Consider the following 17,444-nt stretch of genomic DNA (forward strand, 5'->3'; position numbering starts at 1 on the left):
CTTTCTCCAAGCTCTCGGAGCCGGATGAGCCGGGAGAATCTGTCATGACTGAGCAGCGAGGAGCCCACTTCCTCGAGGTAATCGGACGCCTCAAGGCGGGCGTAACCAAGGTCCAAGCGACAGCCGACGTAACTAACATCGCGCAAGCTTTATCTGTACAGTATCCGAATTCGAATAAGAACAACGGACAAATGCGGGCACGGCCACTGGTGGAGTACTTGGTCGGAGATAGCGCGCGGGCGCTAAAGCTTTTGCTAATGGCAGTGGGTTTAGTTTTGTTGATTGCATGTGCGAATGTCGCCAACCTGCTGTTGGCCCGGAGCACAGCGCGCGCAAAGGAAATTGCCATCCGTTCGGCGCTGGGTGCAAGCATGAGCCGCCTTGTGCTGCAACTCATGACAGAATCGGTCGCTCTGGCGCTAACCGGCGCCGCAGCCGGAACACTCTTGGCAAGGTGGGCGCTCACAGCGTTGGTTAAGTTTTATCCGAGCAACTTGCCGCGTCTGCAGAACGTTTCGATCGATATGCGGGTGCTTCTATTCACCACGGTTCTCGCGCTCGTAAGCGCGGTGCTGTTTGGACTCGTGCCCGCGATACGCGCCGCTCGTCCCAATTTGGTCGAGGCAATGCAGGCAGGCATACGGAGCTCGAGCGGCTCACAGCACAATCGCTTCCGATCGGTGTTGGTCGTCTCTCAAACCGCGCTTGGGTTGATGCTGCTGATCGGAGCCGGACTGCTCATCCGCAGCCTCTATCGCCTCTCGCATGTGGACCTTGGCTTTAATCCATCGCATGTCTTAACTGTGAACTTTGATCTTTCGCAGACACGCTACAACTCCGATCAACAGGATCGGTTTTACCAGGAGTTGCTGCGCCGCTTGCGCAACCTGCCCGGGGTGAACGCTACCGGTGCGGCAATGCCGCTACCACTCAGCGACGATGACTGGACCATCTCATTCGATCTGGTGGATCATCCGCTGTCAGAATCGGAGCAGCCCTCAGCGGGTTTTTATATTGCGGCGCCCGGATTATTCGAGGCAATGCAGATCCCGCTGCTTCGCGGACGCTTTTTCGACGACCGCGACCAGCGCAATGCGGTGCAAACGATGATTGTTAATCAGGCATTCGCAGAGAAGTTTTTTCCGAATCAGGACCCAATCGGACGTCACATCAAAATCGGAGCGGGAGACGGCAAAGGCCGGACAAAAGAACGTGAGGTCGTAGGCGTCGTTGGAAACGTGCGCACTGGAACCCTCACCAGGAGCCCGCGCGCTGCATATTACGTTCCGCTATCGCAAATGATCTGGTCCCCTCCCAGCCTGGTGATCCGCACGACCGGCGATCCGCTCGGCAGCGCGGAAGACGTGCGCAAAACGCTCGCGGATATGGATCGGGAAGCTCCGCTGTTCAATGTCCGCACCATGGAAGACCTGCTCGCACTCGATATTGGCGAAGCAAAATTTCAGACGCTGCTCCTTAGTGTCTTTGGCGGAATCGCACTGTTGTTAACGGCAGTCGGCCTGTACGGCGTGATGGCTTACTCAGTCGCGCAACGAACGCGAGAGATTGGAATTCGTCTGGCGCTGGGCGCTTCTAAGCACGTCGTGCTAAGTATGGTGCTCCAACGAGGCGCGATACTAACTGCAGCAGGATTAAGCGCCGGCATCCTAGGCTCGCTTTGCCTCACGAATTTCATGGAAAAGATGCTCTTCGAAACAAAGCCGTTCGACGCACCGACGATCGGGGCAGTCAGCATCTTATTAGCTTCCATCGCGCTTTTGGCCTCATATCTGCCTGCCCGGCGAGCAACGAAAGTGGATCCTCTCGTGACGCTGCGCTATGAATAGTTCCCGAGAGTTCGCCGGACAGGAAGAAACCGAAAATCCCTTCTCGGTTCACTTGGAAGTCCCCAAGAGAAGTGGCCCGCTCGCGCGCGGCGTTCGCGAGTCCGGGCCAGGTACCCCATCTTTTGTCCGGTCTTCTCTCTACGACGCCTTTACACTCATTGAAGCCAGCAGTTCTTCAAGCCTGTTGTAGCCTGCCACCATGCCGTGTTCCATACCGGACCGAGTCGCGGCGTCGCGTGCTTCTTTCGATTGGTAGAGCACCGTGAGTTTCACTTTCGTGACCTCTCCCTTGTCTTCGAACACCGTCGTGTCGACGGCCTCACCCGGATACCACGCGTCGTCGAATTTCTCAGTTGCAACCAGTTGTTTGGGAGTAACGACTTCGCGGAACACGCCGCCCATTCCCATTTCAGTACCCGCTGATTCCTTGCGCCAAACGTAGCGGTAGCTACCTCCGACCCTCAGGTCGATCTCGCAAACCGGCATGGTCCAGCCTTCTGGGCCAAGAAGCCAGCGCCGGACCAATTCCGGCTTGGTGAACGCATCAAAAACCACCGCGCGTGGGGCATTGAAATCACGTTCGATCGCAATCTCCCGGTCGCTGGGTGTGGATAGTTTGAAACTCTCGGGATAAAACCGCATATTCGCTCCTTTGTCGTTTAAAGTTTCTTGGATTTTTCTTGGGTCTTTAGCTCCTCGAGAACATGGTCAAGCCGGGCAAACGATGTCTCCCAGAATTGGCGATATTGCTCAAGCCACGCGCTGGCCTTCGCGAGTCGCTCGGGCTCAAGTCGGCTTGGCCGGCGTTGAGCATCGCGATCTCTAGAAATCAGGCCAGCACGCTCCAACACCTTCAGGTGCTTTGAGATAGCAGGTTGCGTCATCGAAAACGGTTCGGCGAGTTCGTTCACCGCGGCCTCTCCCAACGCCAAGCGGGCGAGGATGGCGCGCCGAGTCGGATCAGCCAGAGCCCCGAAGATGGCATCGAGTTGGCTTGCTTCCAAGTTAATAACCATGTGGTTGTATAACTAGATGGTATATTAAAGGTTCGGCAAGATCTCTGTCAAGCTGATTTTTCAACCGAATGGAAGGTGGGGTTCCTGCGAGGTCCTGCCGCCGAAAAGGCGAACACGAAAGGTCACGAAGGAACAAAAGAAGGTCACGGGGGCTGAGTCTCCTCCGTGACCTCTTTTTTCGACTTCGTGACCTTCGTGTTCGCCTTTTCAGGGCCCCGCTAGTTCCCTAAATGCAAGTCGGTCCACATGGTGTGCCCGGTGCGACGGTAAGACTGCCAAAGAGGCCGAGCCACCCTTGAGATCGAACGTGTTGACGATGCCACGATGCCGGCCAGCCAAGTCGTCGTGCCTAGTCTTATCCTGCTTCGCGTATGTCACATACAACTCCGAACATCGAGTGCTGTCTCGCTATACTCCCAGAATGAATCGCTGCATGGAACAGAAAATCAGGCAACAGGTTATTGGGGACAGGGAAGACTACACAGAATTGGTTCGCGGGACTACCTGGTGGAGGATTGCGGCGATCGTGTTTTGCGTGCTGGTAGTGTTTGCTCTTCTGCCGCTACCAATCCGCGGCGACGAGAAGGTGGAAATCCTGCGCGACGAGTACGGAGTCCCGCATATTTTCGCGGCTACTTCGGCTGCGGCTGCATTTGGATCCGGTTATGCGCAGGCTGAAGACCGTCTGGAAGAATTGTTGCGCAATTACCGCAGGGCTGAGGGCACCATGGCTGAGGCTTTCGGGGAGGAGTATGTCTCGCAGGATTATTGGCAGCGGGTGTGGCGACACCGTGACGTTGCGCAACGGCACTACAGGGATCTGGATCCGCAGTTGCGTGCTGTGTGCGAGGCGTTTCAGGCTGGGGTGAAGAAGTTCATGAGCGAGCATCCTGAGCAGGTGCCCGCCTGGGCTCCCAAACTGGAACCGTGGCAGATCGTTGCTTTGAGTCGCTACATCATCTGGGCGTGGCCGGAAGACGAGGCGCGGGCTGATTTGAAGCGAGCAGGCATCGAGCCCGATCGCACCGGGCCATATCGTGGATCGAACGAGATGATACTCGGTCCATCGCGGACCGCGATGCATGTCCCAATCGCCATCGTCGATCCGCACGTGAGCTGGTACGGCGAGCGCCGCTGGTACGAGATGCGGATCTATGGCGGAGAGTTGAACGCTGCGGGTGCGGCGATTATAGGACTTCCGTTTCCCGTTTTGGGACACAGTCGTTATCTTTCGATTGCCATGACTACGGGCGGTCCGGACACGTCGGATGCGTACGAGGAAGAAGTCAAGGACGGCAAGTACAGATTCAAAGATGAGTGGCGGCGGTTGGATGTGCGTACCGAGCGCATCGGCGTGAAGGTGGGAGACTCGGTCAAGTGGCAGGAGATGCGGATCGAGTCCACCCACCATGGACCAATCGTCGCGCACAAGAATGGGAAGGCTTATTCCGCGGCGATTCCTTATGCCGAAGAGTACAAGCTTCCGGATGAGTTATGGCGGATTATGACGGCACGCAATCTGGCCGAGGCGAAGAATGCGCTGGCAGAACTACAGTTAATGCCCCAGAACGTGATGATTGGCACGGTCGACGGCGATATTTATTACGTTCGCACTGGGCGCGTTCCCGTCCGGCCAAAGGCGTGCGACCCGTCCAAGCCAATGCCGGGATCCACAGGCGAGTGCGAATGGCAGGGAATCCATGCCTTCGACGACCTGGTGCAGATTACGAATCCTCCGCAAGGCTACATGCAGAACTGCAATGCTCCACCGTTGACGATGATGAAGGACTCTCCTCTGGCGCCGGAAAAATGGAGCGAGCATCCATATCTCTACAACGACTCGCGGCGTGTGCCCCTTCAGCGTCCAGCAATGGTGTTGGATCTGCTGGATGCAACCAAGAATGCAACGCTGGAACAGGCGACCGCGATCGCGCTCTCACCCCAAGTGTGGCACGCGGAGCTTTGGCAAGAGAGAATCCGGAAGGCGGCTCCGGAAAGCGCATTCGGCAAGATGCTCGCCACGTGGGACCGCCGCAGTGACGCGGATTCGCACGCAGCGCTGGGCTTCTATCTCTTCAAGACAGCCTTGGGCGTCGATGGTCGGGCCGTGGATCCGCCGGACACTCTGAGCGATGACGCGGTCAGGGACGCGCTCGCAAAAGCGGATCAGCGTCTGAAGGCCGACTTTGCGCCGGATGCGGCATTCGGCACCCTGTTCCGAGTTGGGAGAAAGGGCGGCTCGCGCACCTGGCCGGTCAGCGGCGGAACATTGAACGAAGCTGCGATGGCGACTCCACGCGCGATCCATTTCCTCAAAGCAGGGAAGGAAATGGTGGGTGTCGACGGCCAGTCCGCAACGCAGATCGTGATTCTGACGAAGCCACCGCAGTCGTACATGGCCATGCCGCTAGGCGAAAGCGACCATCCTGAATCGGAACATTGGGACGATCAGGCAGAAAAGCTCTTCAGCAAGAGCAAGCTTGAGTCGACTTATTTCGCGAATCGCGCAGAGCTGGAGAAACATGTGACGCAGAGGGAGGAGCTTAGGTTTTGAGCGCTAGTTGTAGCTGTCTTCCCCCCAAGTGTTGAGTAACAAAGCGGTATCCCGATCGACTCTCGTGCCGCGAGACGGGGCACGTCACACAGCCGAGGGCGGCCGTGCCACACGGTGGGTCTCTGGTGCGTGTCTTCTCCGAGTGGGCCAGGTCGATCCGTTGCAGTACCGTCGGCGGTCTTTCAATCGAGGGCTCAAGCCTCTTTCGCGCACTCACCGCACCCAGCGGCTACCGCCGGTACTGAACCCTGATCGCCGTTACCCTATTCTCTGTGCCCTAAGGGGATGCAAACGGGGCGTTTTAGGGCTGACTTACGAAAGGGCTCGGTCTTCTTTCAGTCCAATCTGCATCAACACCACAAGGTATTGCGATCCACGTGAACGTTTGGCACAGCATGTCGCAGGGAGTACCAAGGTACATGTACGAAAATCGGAAGAAAAGGGGGCAAAACCCGGAAGAAACCCGGAACTCTCCCTTGACACACCCCGGAGTAACCGGGGTATAACACGCCTACCTTAAGTTTCCCCCCGAGAAAGCAGAGGGCTCTTCCTCTTCAGGCCCCAGTCAGATGAGGCAATTCCCGTGGAGTTCGATTCAGGGAAGCAACATTCGTGGAAAGGTCTAGGCATTATGGGCGCAGATTCGCGTGAAGTGATGAATATCCGCCAGGCGTCGCAGTACCTGGGCGTCAGTCCCGACACGCTCTACAAATACGTTTACGAAGAGAAAATCCCGGCTTTCAAACTGGGCAACCGCTGGAAGTTCAAGAAAACCATCCTCGACCAGTGGATGGAAGAGAAGAGCTCAGTTGGGGAAGCAAAGAGCACTAAGAAGCGACCGCGGGCCGCACGGGCCGCCATCGGTCAATAGCGAGGCTAAGCATGTTCGGATTTGGATCGTCGAAATCAGTGGTTGGGCTGGACATTGGCTCCAGCAGCATTAAGGCCGTTGAACTGAAGAAGGTCAAGGGCGAAATCCAGGTGGCCCATCTGGGCGTGGAACGGCTGGGCTCCGACATCGTGGTTGACTCCATGATCGTCGACTCCGGCAGCGTCTCCAGTGCCATTTCCAAGCTCTTTTCAGAGCGCAAGTTTGGCTCGAAGCTGGTAGCGACAGCGGTGAGCGGTCACTCCGTGATCGTAAAAAAGATCTCGATGCAGACGGTGCCGGAGAACGAGGTTCCCGAACTCCTGCAGACGGAAGCCGCGCAGTACATCCCGTTCGACATGAACGACGTAAATATCGACTACCAAGTGCTCACGGAAGATCCAAATGAGCCGCACATGGATGTTCTGCTCGCCGCGGTAAAGAAGGACAAGATCCTCAATTACACGAACGTCCTCTCGCTGGCCGGCAAGATTCCCGAAGTGGTCGACATCGATGCGTTCGCACTGCAGAACTGCTACGAATATAACTACGAGCCCTCCCCCACATCTACAGTAGCCCTGCTGAATCTTGGCGCGAGCGTGATGAACATCAACATCGTCAAGGGCAGCACGCCGCTGTTTACGCGCGACGTCAGCGTTGGCGGTAATCAGTACACCGACTCGCTGCAGAAAGAACTCGATCTGAGCTTTGACGATGCTGAGGCTTTGAAGATGGGAGAGACGAACGGGAAAGTAAGTCCCGATGCGAAGCTGCCGATCCTAAAGCAGGTGACGGAGATCATCGTTCTGGAAATCCAGAAGACGTTTGACTTCTTCCGAGCGACCGCCGCGGGACAGCACATCGAGAAAATCTATCTAGCAGGCGGCTCGTCCGCAGTTCCCGGCCTCACGGAAGCGCTGCGTCAAGAGTTTTCGATGCCAGTGGAGATTCTCAATCCTTTCCAGCGCATTCAGGCGAATGGAGCTGGTGATCTTGTTGGACAGAACGCGGGGCAACTCGCCGTAGCCGTGGGACTCGCCCTCAGGAGTTTTGAGTCGCTATGATTCGCATAAACCTTCTTGGGAAATCCAAACCGAAGAGCAGGCGTTCCGCGATGGCAACCACAGCCATCGAATTCGAAAGCAGTGGCTCGCCGAATTCCTCGAATGCACTGGCAGCCATCATTGTCCTTGCCATCACGGCGGGCGGCATTTGGTGGTACCAGAATCAACTGAACAACCAGGCGCTCGACATCAAGAAGCAGATGGATGCGGCTCAACGTGAAGCCCAATCCCTGGCCCAAACCAAGGCTCGCTTCGAACAGCGGCAGGCGGTCAGAGACGAGTACGAAGCGCGAGTGAGAATGATTGACACTCTGCGCGCCAATCAGTCTGGTCCTGTCGATCTACTCACGATGGTCAGCAGCACAGTCAACAACACTGATGAGGTGTGGCTCATTGCCATGAACGATGCCGGACCAAACGTGAACGTGGACGGTACGGCGCTGAGTTCAAACGCAGTCGCGAACCTGATGACCAACCTTATGAAAACCGGCTACTTCAAGTCCGTGGAGATCAAGGAAACCTACCAGGACGAAACGGAGAAGAAAATACAGGCATTTAACTTCAGCCTGACGTGCCAGAAGCAACCACCAACAGCATCGGGAAAGAAGTCGTAAGCACGGAGAACTACCATGAGTAAATTTAACGAGCTTCCATTCATAGCGCGCTTCGCAATATTCGCCGTGGTTGGCGCCGCGATCTTTGCGGGCGCCTGGTATGGTCCAGTCCCTGGCTTCGCGGCAATGCGCGCAGCGAACGATGCATCGATGGCACGATTGAAGGCGCTGCAGGCGGAAAACGCCCGCATGAAACCTTACGAATCGCAGCTCAAGGAGATTGAGTTGCAAATCGAATCATTACAACGACAGATGGAACGGCAAAAGCAAATCGTTCCGGATGAAAAGACAGCGGACCAGTTCATGCGAGATCTGCAACAGAATGCTCAACAGGCCGGCGTTTCAATTCGCAGCTACGTTGCCAAACCGGTTGCCCAGAAACAGTACTACAGCGAAGTTCCATTCGATCTTGAAATCGATGGACCGTACTTCTCAATGCTTAATTTTTTCGAGAGAGTGGGGACCAGTGAACGAATCATAAACGTCGAGAATCTACGGATGTCCGGAATCGGAAGCAAAGCTCCGTCCAGTGTGCGCCGCAAGTATGACTACCTCCCAGGCGAAACCGTAACCGTTGCTTGCACGGCAAAGACTTTCTTCAGCACACAAGTCACAGCCAAGCCGGTCCCGACAACCACGGCGACCGCTCCTGGGCAACCGCCGACGAAGAACGCGAGCTAACGAGAGGAGGCACATGAAAGTCAGAGCTTACATTTTTGCGACTGCCCTTCTGGCAGGAGCGGTCGCTGCGCAAACAGCACCTGCATCCCAGACAGTGAAACAGAATCCTCCTCAAGCGCAGGCCAAGAAAGATTCAACAACATCGAAAACTCCAGCTAAAAACCCGTTCAAGCCCAAGGCGAAGGCCCCGGAATCTTCCACCAAACTACCGGTGAAGCCGCAAGCGAAGGCCCAACCTGGCTCGAACAAAGCAACTCCGAAGCAAGCCGCTCCTGTACAGGCTAAAGCTGCTCCAACAAAGGAAACTGCCAAGCCAGCGGAGGTAAAAAAGGAAGCTGCTCCCGAGGTGGCACAGATCCCACCGAAAAAGCTTCCCAGCCCAGGGGGGCGTGATCCTTTCGTGAGTCCGCTTGCGGCAGCAGCGGAGCGCGGCCCGGGCGCGGGCTGCACGACGGGAAAGCGTTGTCTGATGGTTGACCAGCTTGTGCTCAAGGGCATCGTGCAAATGAGGACAGGGAATTTCGCCCTTGTCGAGAACATCTCGAAGCGTCCTTACGTGCTTCATGAAAACGATTCCTTGTTCAACGGCAGCGTTGTGAAGATTACTGGCGACAGCGTCGTCTTTAGGGAACAGAGCAACGACATCCTCGGAAGGCCAGTTTCCAAGGAGGTTGTCAAGAAAGTTTCTGCCCCCGCAGTTTAGTAAGCGGGTAGGCATCAAGTATGTAAGAGTGATTCCATGTCCCCGTGCGGGCTTGGAAGACGAACCCAGTTAGTAAACACGGGATCTTCGTGAACATCCGAACAGGTTCACGAAAGGTTTCAAAGCAGTTGTCGTAATTCGTTACTGGGCGGAATCCGACCAGGTTCCTGGGATGTAGTAACCGCGCTCGGCGAGATCGATTGCGGTGGGCAAATTCCAAAGCGGCGGTTAGGCTCCGTTGGTGTAACTTCACCGCGGACCTTTCACGTTGCGGCGCGTTCCGGCAGAGATGCTGAACCGTGAGGAGAGACGAGATGAGGCTCAAGCAACTTCTGGGTGTCGGGCTGGCGGTCCTCTTATTGACCGCGCTTGCCACTGCCGATTCGCAGTTGACGGATATCACTGTGCAGGGCAAAGGCAACGCTGCCACCATAACCATTCACGCGAATGGCACTCTTACTCATAACGAATACAGACCAGTCGACAATCTATTGTTGGTTGACTTTCCTGGAGTGGATGTCGGCACACTGGACTCGAATACTCACACCGTGAACGTTCCCGGAGTAACCTCCTACCAGGTTCACTCATACAAAGCAGCCAACGGAAGTCAGATCGCAAGAGTTGAGTTGACCCTTGCATCACATGCGAATGTTCGACTATCGAGTGAATCGAATGCTGTGCTGGTAGCGGTAAGCACTGACTCGCAAGCGCTGCCGACTATAGCCAAAACCTCTCCAAGCGCCGTACCAGCATTCACGCACTCTCCCGCGATTACTCCTTCTGCTCTCCCGGCTAGCGCACAAGTGGTACGTGTACGGGGTATCTCTGTGGTTCGCGGGCACGAGGGAACCAATGTGGAGATTCGGGCAACCGGGACCATCAGTCCAAGAACCCTGACGCTTAAATCGCCGGATCGGTTAGTCATAGACTTGCCAAATGCCTTGCCGGAATCACGGCCTCATAACATACCTGTGCATGCCGCAGATGTAGACATGGTTCGCATGTCGCAATACCAGGCGCAACCTCCGATGACGCGGGTGGTACTTGATCTGAAAGCGCCGCAGGATTTTCAGGTTGCAAGCGTGAACAACAAAGTGGTTGTGAAACTTCGCCCTCTGGCGAGTCGTGGGACCTCATTGGCAGCAAGCGGCACGCCTAGTGCGCCATCTATCCCGCCCTCTGCGAAATTGTCTTCTGAGCGCTCGACGATAACAACTTCTGCACAGGCATCCAAAGCTCCGGCCCGCGACTTTATTGTGGTGGAACCGCAATATCATGAAGTGACCAGGGAGCAGCAAGCACAACAGGAGAAGACGGCCGCCGAACGCGCTTCCGAGGCAGCTAAAACTCTGGGCGCGGCGCCTCCAGTCGAGATTCCGCTGTCGTTGGGTCCAACTCAAGCGGCCATGAAGCCACAGGTTGTCCAGGCAGCAATGATGCAGGCCGCACAGTCTGCTGGAAACGCTCAGGCTCTCAATGCAGTAACGGCAACTGCGAACTGCAATACGGGACGCTACACCGGCGAACCAATCTCAGTGAATCTCAAGGATGTCGATCTCAAAGACTTTTTTCGCCTCATTCATGAAATCAGCGGGCTGAATGTCGTTCTCGATCCCGGCGTTACTGGAAACTTGACGATCGTACTTGACGATGTACCGTGGGATCAGGCGCTCGCTATTGTGCTGCAGAACAACTCACTGCAATGCCAGTTGAATGGCAATGTGCTCCGCATCGCCCTTCCCGATACATTGCGCAGGGAGGCTGATGCTATCCGAGCTACCGAGGAAGCTCAGGCGCTGGCTGTCGATCGTGTCACGGTTACGCGCTACCTCAGCTATGCATCGGCAAAAAACGTTGTGCCAACCTTGAAGGCATTTCTATCTAAGCGCGGCAACATCATTGCAGATGATCGTACCAATTCATTGATCGTCCAGGACATTCCAAGCGTCATTCCCGGGCTTGATCGTTTGGTGAAGGAGCTGGATCGTAAGACTCAACAGGTTGAGATCGAAGCTCGCGTCGTCGCTGCGACCCGGAGTTTCGCTCGCGACATTGGCACACAGCTCGGCTTTGGCTTTGGAAACAAGAACAGCGCGGTCGGGGGAGCGGGAGCAGTCGGAACCTCGCCAATCCAGAACGCAGCAGCTACGGCCCCTCAATACATTACTGTGGGCAGCAACCAGATTCCGCTGTTCAGCAATTTCCCGGCTATCGGCCCGACGAGCGGTCTCAGTTTCCTCAACGCTACCAACAACTATCGGCTCGATGTGATTCTCACGGCCGCAGAGAATCGAGGACTGATCAAGATCCTCTCGCGTCCGAGAGTGGTAACTCAGAACAACATTCAGGCGTTAGTGCGGCAGGGCGTTCGCATTCCGGTAGTCACTGCGGCGCAGTTAGGCGGACCGCCTACTACGACGTACATTGACGCATTTCTCCGACTGCAGGTCCAGCCGCAAATTACGTCTGAAAACACGATCTTCCTGAATGTAGATGTAGAGAACACTACACCAGACTTCGGAACCCAAGTGGGTGGCAATCCGCAACTGCTGACGCAGCAAGCAACAACCCAAGTACTCGTATCTGACGGTGGAACTGTGGTCATCGGCGGCGTGATTCAGACAACGGATAACATCTCGCGCCAACAGGTTCCGCTACTCGGAGATGTTCCAATTTTAGGAAATCTGTTTAAACGGAGGGCGGTCAGCACCTCAACCCAGGAGCTGATCTTCTTCATTACGCCAAGAATCGTTCAGTCCTAAACCTGGGTAGCTAAACGGTTCGCGAGGGCCTCCGGTACAGTAGTACTGGAGGCCCAAAGTTTTTTGTAGGACAGCGTCCCGGAACTACATGAATTATCTTTCTCGTCTGAAGAGCCTTCAAACCAAATTCGAGTTCGACCGGCTCGATGCAGCCTTCGTTACGCACCTTGCCAATATTCGATATCTGTGTGGATTTAGCGGAAGTTCCGGCATTCTCGCATTCTCTCGAGGGGTCTGGGAGCTGTTCACTGATGGCCGTTACACAGAGCAGGCGAAAAGGCAGGTTAAAGGCGCGGCGGTACGGGTGGACGCGCTGCCTCCCCTTGCGCATGCCGCGCGATCGATCGGCAGCAAACTCAAACGGAGCCGGGGAGTAGTCCGCATCGCCATCGAACGTGATTACATGACCCTGGCAATGCAGGCGCGTCTTGCATCTGAGTTGGAACAAGCCATTCCCAGATCCCGACTCCGGCTGATCCCGATCGCCGGTGCGGTAGAACATCTCAGGATCAGAAAGGATAAAGAGGAGATCGACCAAATCCGCCAAGCCGCTGATCTCGCTTCGAGCGTATTTCCCGATGTATTGCGGGCAATCGAGCCACAAGTAACCGAGAATGCCGTCGCCGCTGAACTCGATTACCTGGCGCGCATGTCTGGCGCGGAAAAAATGAGTTTCGACACCATCGTTGCATCGGGTACTCGGTCCGCTTTACCGCACGCGCGACCGACTTCGGAGAAGATCGGACGCGGATTCGTCGTCCTCGACTATGGTGTTATACTCGGCGGTTATTGCTCAGACATGACTCGCACTGTGTGGGTCGGTCGCGTGGACCGGGCAATGCGAGAATTGTATTCTGCGGTCCTTGAAGCACAGCTCTCCGGGATTGCTGCCGTGCGCTCCGGAACAGAGGCTCAACAGGTTGATGCCGCTGCCCGGAGCGTGTTGCGCAAGCGCAAGCTGGACAGGTATTTCACCCACTCGCTGGGTCACGGAGTCGGAATTGAGATTCACGAGTCTCCCCGATTAGCCAAGGGAGAGACACGGATACTGGAAACCGGAATGGTAGTAACTATCGAGCCAGGCGTTTATGTTCCGGGCAAGGGAGGCGTGCGAATCGAAGACATGGTTTTGGTTACCGACAAAGGCTGTGAAGTGCTCACTCCGACATCAAAAGAACTCGTAATCCGCTGAGCCCAATTCCCCACGAGATCAAATGAATCAAAAAGAGCTTAGAGAGCTGATCGAGTTCCTCAAAGAGCAGGACATTGCGGAATTTGAACTAGAACGCGGCGATGTAAAGGTCCGCATTAAACGCGGAGTCCTGGCGGCAGCACCTGCGGTCCCAGTTCAAGCCGCTCCAGTTACGACTGCGCAGCTGTCAAGCCTTCCAGCGCAAGCTCCAACTGAAGCGTCGGGAGCGCCAAAGACATCTGCGGCCGCCGACGAAGGACTACACGTAGTTAAGTCTCCCATTGTGGGAACCTTCTATGAGTCTCCGTCACCTGGCTCACCGCCCTTCGTGAAGCCAGGGGATACGGTCGAAGCAGGACAAGTGCTTTGCATTATCGAAGCAATGAAGCTCATGAACGAGATCGAGGCCGACATTGGCGGTGAGATGGTAAAACGCTTGGTCAATAACGGACAGCCAGTGGAGTACGGACAACCGCTGTTCAGCATCCGCCCGCACTAATCGGACGAGGCCTGCAGTCTTAGCATGTTCAATAAGATCCTGATTGCCAATCGCGGAGAGATCGCTCTTCGCGTCATCTGTGCCTGCAAGGAACTCGGAGTACGGACCGTCGCGGTCTATAGCGAAGCCGACCGTAATTCCCTGCCGGTTCGCTTTGCAGATGAAGCTATCTGTATCGGTCCGCCACGTTCGGCGGAAAGCTACCTGAATATTCCTGCAGTCATTAGCGCTGCCGAAATCGCAAATGTCGATGCCATCCATCCGGGATACGGACTCCTAAGCGAAAACGCGAACTTTGCCGAAGTGTGCGAAACCTCGCACATTAAATTCATAGGCCCGCCTCCCGAAGTCACGCGCCTGATGGGTGAAAAAGAGAAAGCGCGCGTTGCCATGAAAAAAGCCGGAGTCCCCATTCTTCCTGGATCGGAAGGAGTGATTCAGAGCGAAGAAGAGGGTCTGGAATGGGCAAAGCAGGTCGGCTATCCAGTGATTCTCAAAGCCTCGGCCGGTGGCGGCGGTAGAGGAATGCGCGTCATTCGCAGTGGCGACGAGCTGCCGAAACTCTACCAGGCAGCACACTCGGAGGCGGCAGCCGCATTCGGCAACGGCGACTTATACATGGAGAAGTTCATCGAGCGGCCCCGCCACATCGAGTTCCAGATCCTGGCGGATCAGCACGGCAAAGTCATAACGCTTGGCGAACGCGAATGCAGCATTCAGCGCCGTCATCAGAAGCTGCTGGAGGAATCGCCGTCAACACGTGTGACTCCCAAAATGCGTAAAGAGATTGGGGAAAAACTAGAGTCCTCGCTGGCCGATATTGGATACCAGAACGCCGGCACCATAGAGTTCCTAATGGACGAAGACGGTAGTCTCCACTTCATCGAAATGAATACGCGCATTCAAGTGGAACATCCGGTTACAGAGATGGTTACCGGAGTGGATCTAGTGAAGGCACAGATACGAATCGCCGCAGACGAGAAGCTGGGCAACATCATCACCGCTCCGATTGAAATGCGCGGACATTCGATCGAGTGCCGCATTAACGCTGAGCATCCGGAGAAGTTCACCCCGTCGGCCGGAAAAATTACTGCTTTTAACACTCCCGGTGGCACTGGCGTTCGTGTAGATACTGCTGCATACACTGAGGGCGTGATTCCGCCTTACTACGATTCTTTAATCGCGAAACTGATAACTCACGGCAGAGACCGTGAGGAGGCAATCGCGAGAATGTCGCGCGCTCTGGAGATGTTCATTGTTGAAGGGATCCACACGACCATTCCCTTACATCGGCGAATTATGGAAAATGCAGATTTTCGCGCCGCCGAATTTGACACCAAGTTCATGGAACGCTTCCTGGAGAAGAGTAGGAACGGAACCGGCCGATAGCGCCGAATAGTACTTTTGACGGTCATTCCAAAGCCCGCCTTCGCGCTGCCACGCCTCTATCCCATTCTTGTACCTTCGCTTATTGGTTCGGGCACCCTGGCTGAGAGCTGCGAGTTTGCCCGCGAACTGTTCGCTGGAGGAGCAACGCTGCTGCAGCTAAGGGAGAAGAATGCGTCCGCAAAAGAAATTCTTCGATGGGCTCGTGAGCTGCGGCGTGTACTCCCGAATGAAGTCGTTTTGATTCTGAACGACCGCGCAGACCTCGCCATTGCCGCGCAAGCAAATGGAGTTCATGTTGGACAGGACGACATTCCTCCTGAAGCAGCTCGGCGAATTATTGGAAATCAGAGAATACTGGGCATCTCAACGCATAACGTGGAACAACTTGCTGTCGCGCAACAAACCTCGGCGAACTACTTGGCCGTCGGACCAGTTTTCACTACTACCTCCAAGAATAAGCCTGACCCAACAATAGGATTAGAAGGCGTTCGCCAAGCCCGCGCCAGCACTCGCAAGCCGCTGATAGCCATCGGCGGAATTACTCTCCAGAACTGCCAGTCTGTCATCGAAGCAGGAGCCGACTCCGTGGCCGTAATCGGCGAGTTGCTATCTAATCCCCACAAAGTGACTGCGCAATTCCTGCTCAAAATGGCTAAATTGGGGTAAAACTATCAGGCAGTGACTACACAAACTCAGGTCCGCGTTCTCGCCTCCAAATCCGCCGAGTTTGTTCAAGGCCTCAATCTCACCAGCGCAACGACCCTCGTTGTCGGCTCGATGATCGGCTCAGGCATCTTCATCGTCTCCGCCGACATTGCACGCCTGGTCGATTCGCCTGCGCTGCTGATTCTCGCTTGGGTAGTGACAGGATTCATGACTGTCGTTGGCGCATTGACCTATGGCGAGCTCGCGGCCATGATGCCGAAGGCGGGTGGGCAGTACGTGTTTCTGCGCGAGTCTCTAGGGCCGCTCTGGGGATTTCTCTACGGCTGGTCGATGTTTGCCGTAATTCAAACCGGCACTATTGCCGCGGTCGGCGTGGCGTTCGGAAAGTTTCTAGGGGTATTGTTCCCTGCTATTTCCTCAGACAAATGGCTTTGGCACATCGGACACGTTCCTCTGTGGAAGGTCGGTCCGCTGGCGCTCGGCAACATGGACGTTGGCTTGAACAGTCAGAACCTTGTGGCCATCGCAATGGTCCTGCTTCTCACCGCAGTGAATGTGCTTGGTGTCAAAACTGGCGCGATCGTCCAGAACATTTTTACGTTTTCCAAGACCGCCGCACTGTTCGGACTCGTTCTCGTTGGCGCAATCCTCGGCAGCAACGCTGAAGCCATTCGTCAGAACTTCGGACACTTCTGGCAAAATGCGTCATTCAGCGTACTTCATCCAGTGCAGGTCGGAGTTGGCGGCCCAATAGCTCTAGTAGGACTACTTACGATCGTGGCCGTCGCGCAAGTGGGATCGCTCTTTTCTTCCGACGCATGGAATAACGTCACTTTCACTGCCGCGGAAGTTGAGAATCCACGCCGCAACCTTCCCCTGTCTCTTGCAATCGGAACCGGGCTTGTAACCCTGCTGTATATCGCAGCGAACTTCGTCTATTTGATGGTACTGCCGCTGCACGGGGATGCGCATGGCACTACGGTGCTGGCGCGAGGAATTCAGTACGCGGCCGACGACAGAGTAGGCACTGCCGTGATGCAGCAGGCCTTCGGAGCATCAGGAGCCGTACTGATGGCGATCGCAATCCTGATCTCCACCTTTGGCTGTAACAACGGACTGATCCTTGCGGGCGCACGTATCTACTACGCCATGGCCAAGGACGGCCTTTTCTTCCGCTCCGTCGGTAAGCTCCATCCCGCCTACAAGACGCCTGCAGTCTCGCTGATCGTTCAAGCGCTCTGGACTTGCGTTCTCTGTCTCTCGGGCAGCTACGGGCAGTTGCTCGACCTGACAATGTTTGCAGTCATCATCTTCTATATTCTGACCATTGGCGGGCTGTTCGTTCTGCGGCGAACCCGGCCCGATGTTCCGCGCCCCTACCGTGCTTTCGGGTATCCTGTGTTGCCCGCGATTTACATTGTGATGGCAACATTCATCGAGATTGTGCTACTCCGCTACAAACCGCAATACACTTGGCCAGGATTGATCATTGTGCTGCTCGGAATTCCTGTCTATCTGTTCTGGTCGCGAAATGCACAGGTTGAATCCGTCCAAGAAAGTGCTGCTCTAAATCCATAGGAGATACGAAC

15 protein-coding genes are annotated in these 17,444 nt (G+C 55.6%); 13 read left to right on the plus strand and 2 right to left on the minus strand.

The window, feature by feature from the left end; genetic code table 11:
• A partial coding sequence (locus VNX88_25000; GenBank protein ID HWY71949.1) for an ABC transporter permease occupies window positions 1-1,847 on the plus strand: 1,847 nt, incomplete at its 5' end.
• 138 nt (window positions 1,848-1,985) lie between these two features.
• Here VNX88_25000 and VNX88_25005 read toward each other — a convergent pair.
• The gene (locus tag VNX88_25005; protein HWY71950.1) at window positions 1,986-2,489 is read right to left on the minus strand and encodes an SRPBCC family protein; all 504 of its coding nucleotides are present in this window, start codon (window positions 2,487-2,489) and stop codon (window positions 1,986-1,988) included.
• A 17-nt stretch (window positions 2,490-2,506) separates the two neighbouring features.
• Window positions 2,507-2,863, minus strand: a complete 357-nt coding sequence (locus VNX88_25010; protein HWY71951.1) for a metalloregulator ArsR/SmtB family transcription factor — start codon at window positions 2,861-2,863, stop codon at window positions 2,507-2,509.
• A gap of 433 nt (window positions 2,864-3,296) precedes the next feature.
• Here VNX88_25010 and VNX88_25015 point away from each other — a divergent pair, with 433 nt between their 5' ends.
• The 12 genes from VNX88_25015 to VNX88_25070 all read left to right on the plus strand — a co-directional run bounded on the left by VNX88_25015 (window position 3,297) and on the right by VNX88_25070 (window position 17,433).
• Window positions 3,297-5,417, plus strand: coding sequence for a penicillin acylase family protein (locus tag VNX88_25015; protein ID HWY71952.1), 2,121 nt, complete (start codon window positions 3,297-3,299; stop codon window positions 5,415-5,417).
• A 631-nt stretch (window positions 5,418-6,048) separates the two neighbouring features.
• The gene (locus VNX88_25020; protein ID HWY71953.1) at window positions 6,049-6,288 is read left to right on the plus strand and encodes a helix-turn-helix domain-containing protein; all 240 of its coding nucleotides are present in this window, start codon (window positions 6,049-6,051) and stop codon (window positions 6,286-6,288) included.
• An 11-nt stretch (window positions 6,289-6,299) separates the two neighbouring features.
• Window positions 6,300-7,349 carry a type IV pilus assembly protein PilM gene (gene pilM, locus VNX88_25025; protein ID HWY71954.1) on the plus strand — a complete coding sequence of 350 codons (1,050 nt, stop codon included), beginning with the start codon at window positions 6,300-6,302 and terminating at the stop codon, window positions 7,347-7,349.
• Between the two features lie 50 nt (window positions 7,350-7,399).
• Complete coding sequence (locus tag VNX88_25030) at window positions 7,400-7,963, plus strand: PilN domain-containing protein (GenBank protein HWY71955.1); 564 nt, start codon at window positions 7,400-7,402, stop codon at window positions 7,961-7,963.
• Between the two features lie 15 nt (window positions 7,964-7,978).
• Window positions 7,979-8,644: a type 4a pilus biogenesis protein PilO gene (gene pilO / locus VNX88_25035; protein ID HWY71956.1), complete on the plus strand. Its 666-nt coding sequence runs from the start codon at window positions 7,979-7,981 to the stop codon at window positions 8,642-8,644.
• A 13-nt stretch (window positions 8,645-8,657) separates the two neighbouring features.
• A complete protein-coding gene (locus VNX88_25040; GenBank protein ID HWY71957.1) occupies window positions 8,658-9,347 on the plus strand; it encodes a hypothetical protein in 690 nt (229 codons plus the stop codon).
• A gap of 314 nt (window positions 9,348-9,661) precedes the next feature.
• Window positions 9,662-12,109, plus strand: coding sequence for a type IV pilus secretin PilQ (pilQ, locus tag VNX88_25045; GenBank protein HWY71958.1), 2,448 nt, complete (start codon window positions 9,662-9,664; stop codon window positions 12,107-12,109).
• A gap of 88 nt (window positions 12,110-12,197) precedes the next feature.
• Entirely contained in the window at window positions 12,198-13,301 is a 1,104-nt protein-coding gene (locus VNX88_25050) for a Xaa-Pro peptidase family protein (GenBank protein ID HWY71959.1), read from the plus strand.
• 22 nt (window positions 13,302-13,323) lie between these two features.
• Window positions 13,324-13,800, plus strand: coding sequence for an acetyl-CoA carboxylase biotin carboxyl carrier protein (accB, locus tag VNX88_25055; GenBank protein ID HWY71960.1), 477 nt, complete (start codon window positions 13,324-13,326; stop codon window positions 13,798-13,800).
• A gap of 24 nt (window positions 13,801-13,824) precedes the next feature.
• The gene (gene accC / locus VNX88_25060) at window positions 13,825-15,189 is read left to right on the plus strand and encodes an acetyl-CoA carboxylase biotin carboxylase subunit (protein HWY71961.1); all 1,365 of its coding nucleotides are present in this window, start codon (window positions 13,825-13,827) and stop codon (window positions 15,187-15,189) included.
• A 15-nt stretch (window positions 15,190-15,204) separates the two neighbouring features.
• The gene (gene thiE / locus VNX88_25065) at window positions 15,205-15,855 is read left to right on the plus strand and encodes a thiamine phosphate synthase (protein HWY71962.1); all 651 of its coding nucleotides are present in this window, start codon (window positions 15,205-15,207) and stop codon (window positions 15,853-15,855) included.
• A 12-nt stretch (window positions 15,856-15,867) separates the two neighbouring features.
• Window positions 15,868-17,433: an amino acid permease gene (locus tag VNX88_25070; GenBank protein ID HWY71963.1), complete on the plus strand. Its 1,566-nt coding sequence runs from the start codon at window positions 15,868-15,870 to the stop codon at window positions 17,431-17,433.
• The last annotated feature ends 11 nt before the right edge of the window (window positions 17,434-17,444 follow it).

The organism is Terriglobales bacterium, assembly GCA_035567895.1.
Taxonomy (GTDB): domain Bacteria; phylum Acidobacteriota; class Terriglobia; order Terriglobales; family Acidobacteriaceae; genus Gp1-AA112.

Excerpts from the sequence above, each read along its gene's own strand:
- VNX88_25005 (HWY71950.1), bottom strand. The coding sequence starts at position 2,489 with ATGCGGTTTTATCCCGAGAGTTTCAAACTATCCACACCCAGCGACCGG.
- VNX88_25010 (HWY71951.1), bottom strand. The coding sequence starts at position 2,863 with ATGGTTATTAACTTGGAAGCAAGCCAACTCGATGCCATCTTCGGGGCT.
- VNX88_25015 (HWY71952.1), top strand. The coding sequence starts at position 3,297 with ATGGAACAGAAAATCAGGCAACAGGTTATTGGGGACAGGGAAGACTAC.
- VNX88_25020 (HWY71953.1), top strand. The coding sequence starts at position 6,049 with ATGGGCGCAGATTCGCGTGAAGTGATGAATATCCGCCAGGCGTCGCAG.
- pilM (HWY71954.1), top strand. The coding sequence starts at position 6,300 with ATGTTCGGATTTGGATCGTCGAAATCAGTGGTTGGGCTGGACATTGGC.
- VNX88_25030 (HWY71955.1), top strand. The coding sequence starts at position 7,400 with ATGGCAACCACAGCCATCGAATTCGAAAGCAGTGGCTCGCCGAATTCC.
- pilO (HWY71956.1), top strand. The coding sequence starts at position 7,979 with ATGAGTAAATTTAACGAGCTTCCATTCATAGCGCGCTTCGCAATATTC.
- VNX88_25040 (HWY71957.1), top strand. The coding sequence starts at position 8,658 with ATGAAAGTCAGAGCTTACATTTTTGCGACTGCCCTTCTGGCAGGAGCG.
- pilQ (HWY71958.1), top strand. The coding sequence starts at position 9,662 with ATGAGGCTCAAGCAACTTCTGGGTGTCGGGCTGGCGGTCCTCTTATTG.
- VNX88_25050 (HWY71959.1), top strand. The coding sequence starts at position 12,198 with ATGAATTATCTTTCTCGTCTGAAGAGCCTTCAAACCAAATTCGAGTTC.
- accB (HWY71960.1), top strand. The coding sequence starts at position 13,324 with ATGAATCAAAAAGAGCTTAGAGAGCTGATCGAGTTCCTCAAAGAGCAG.
- accC (HWY71961.1), top strand. The coding sequence starts at position 13,825 with ATGTTCAATAAGATCCTGATTGCCAATCGCGGAGAGATCGCTCTTCGC.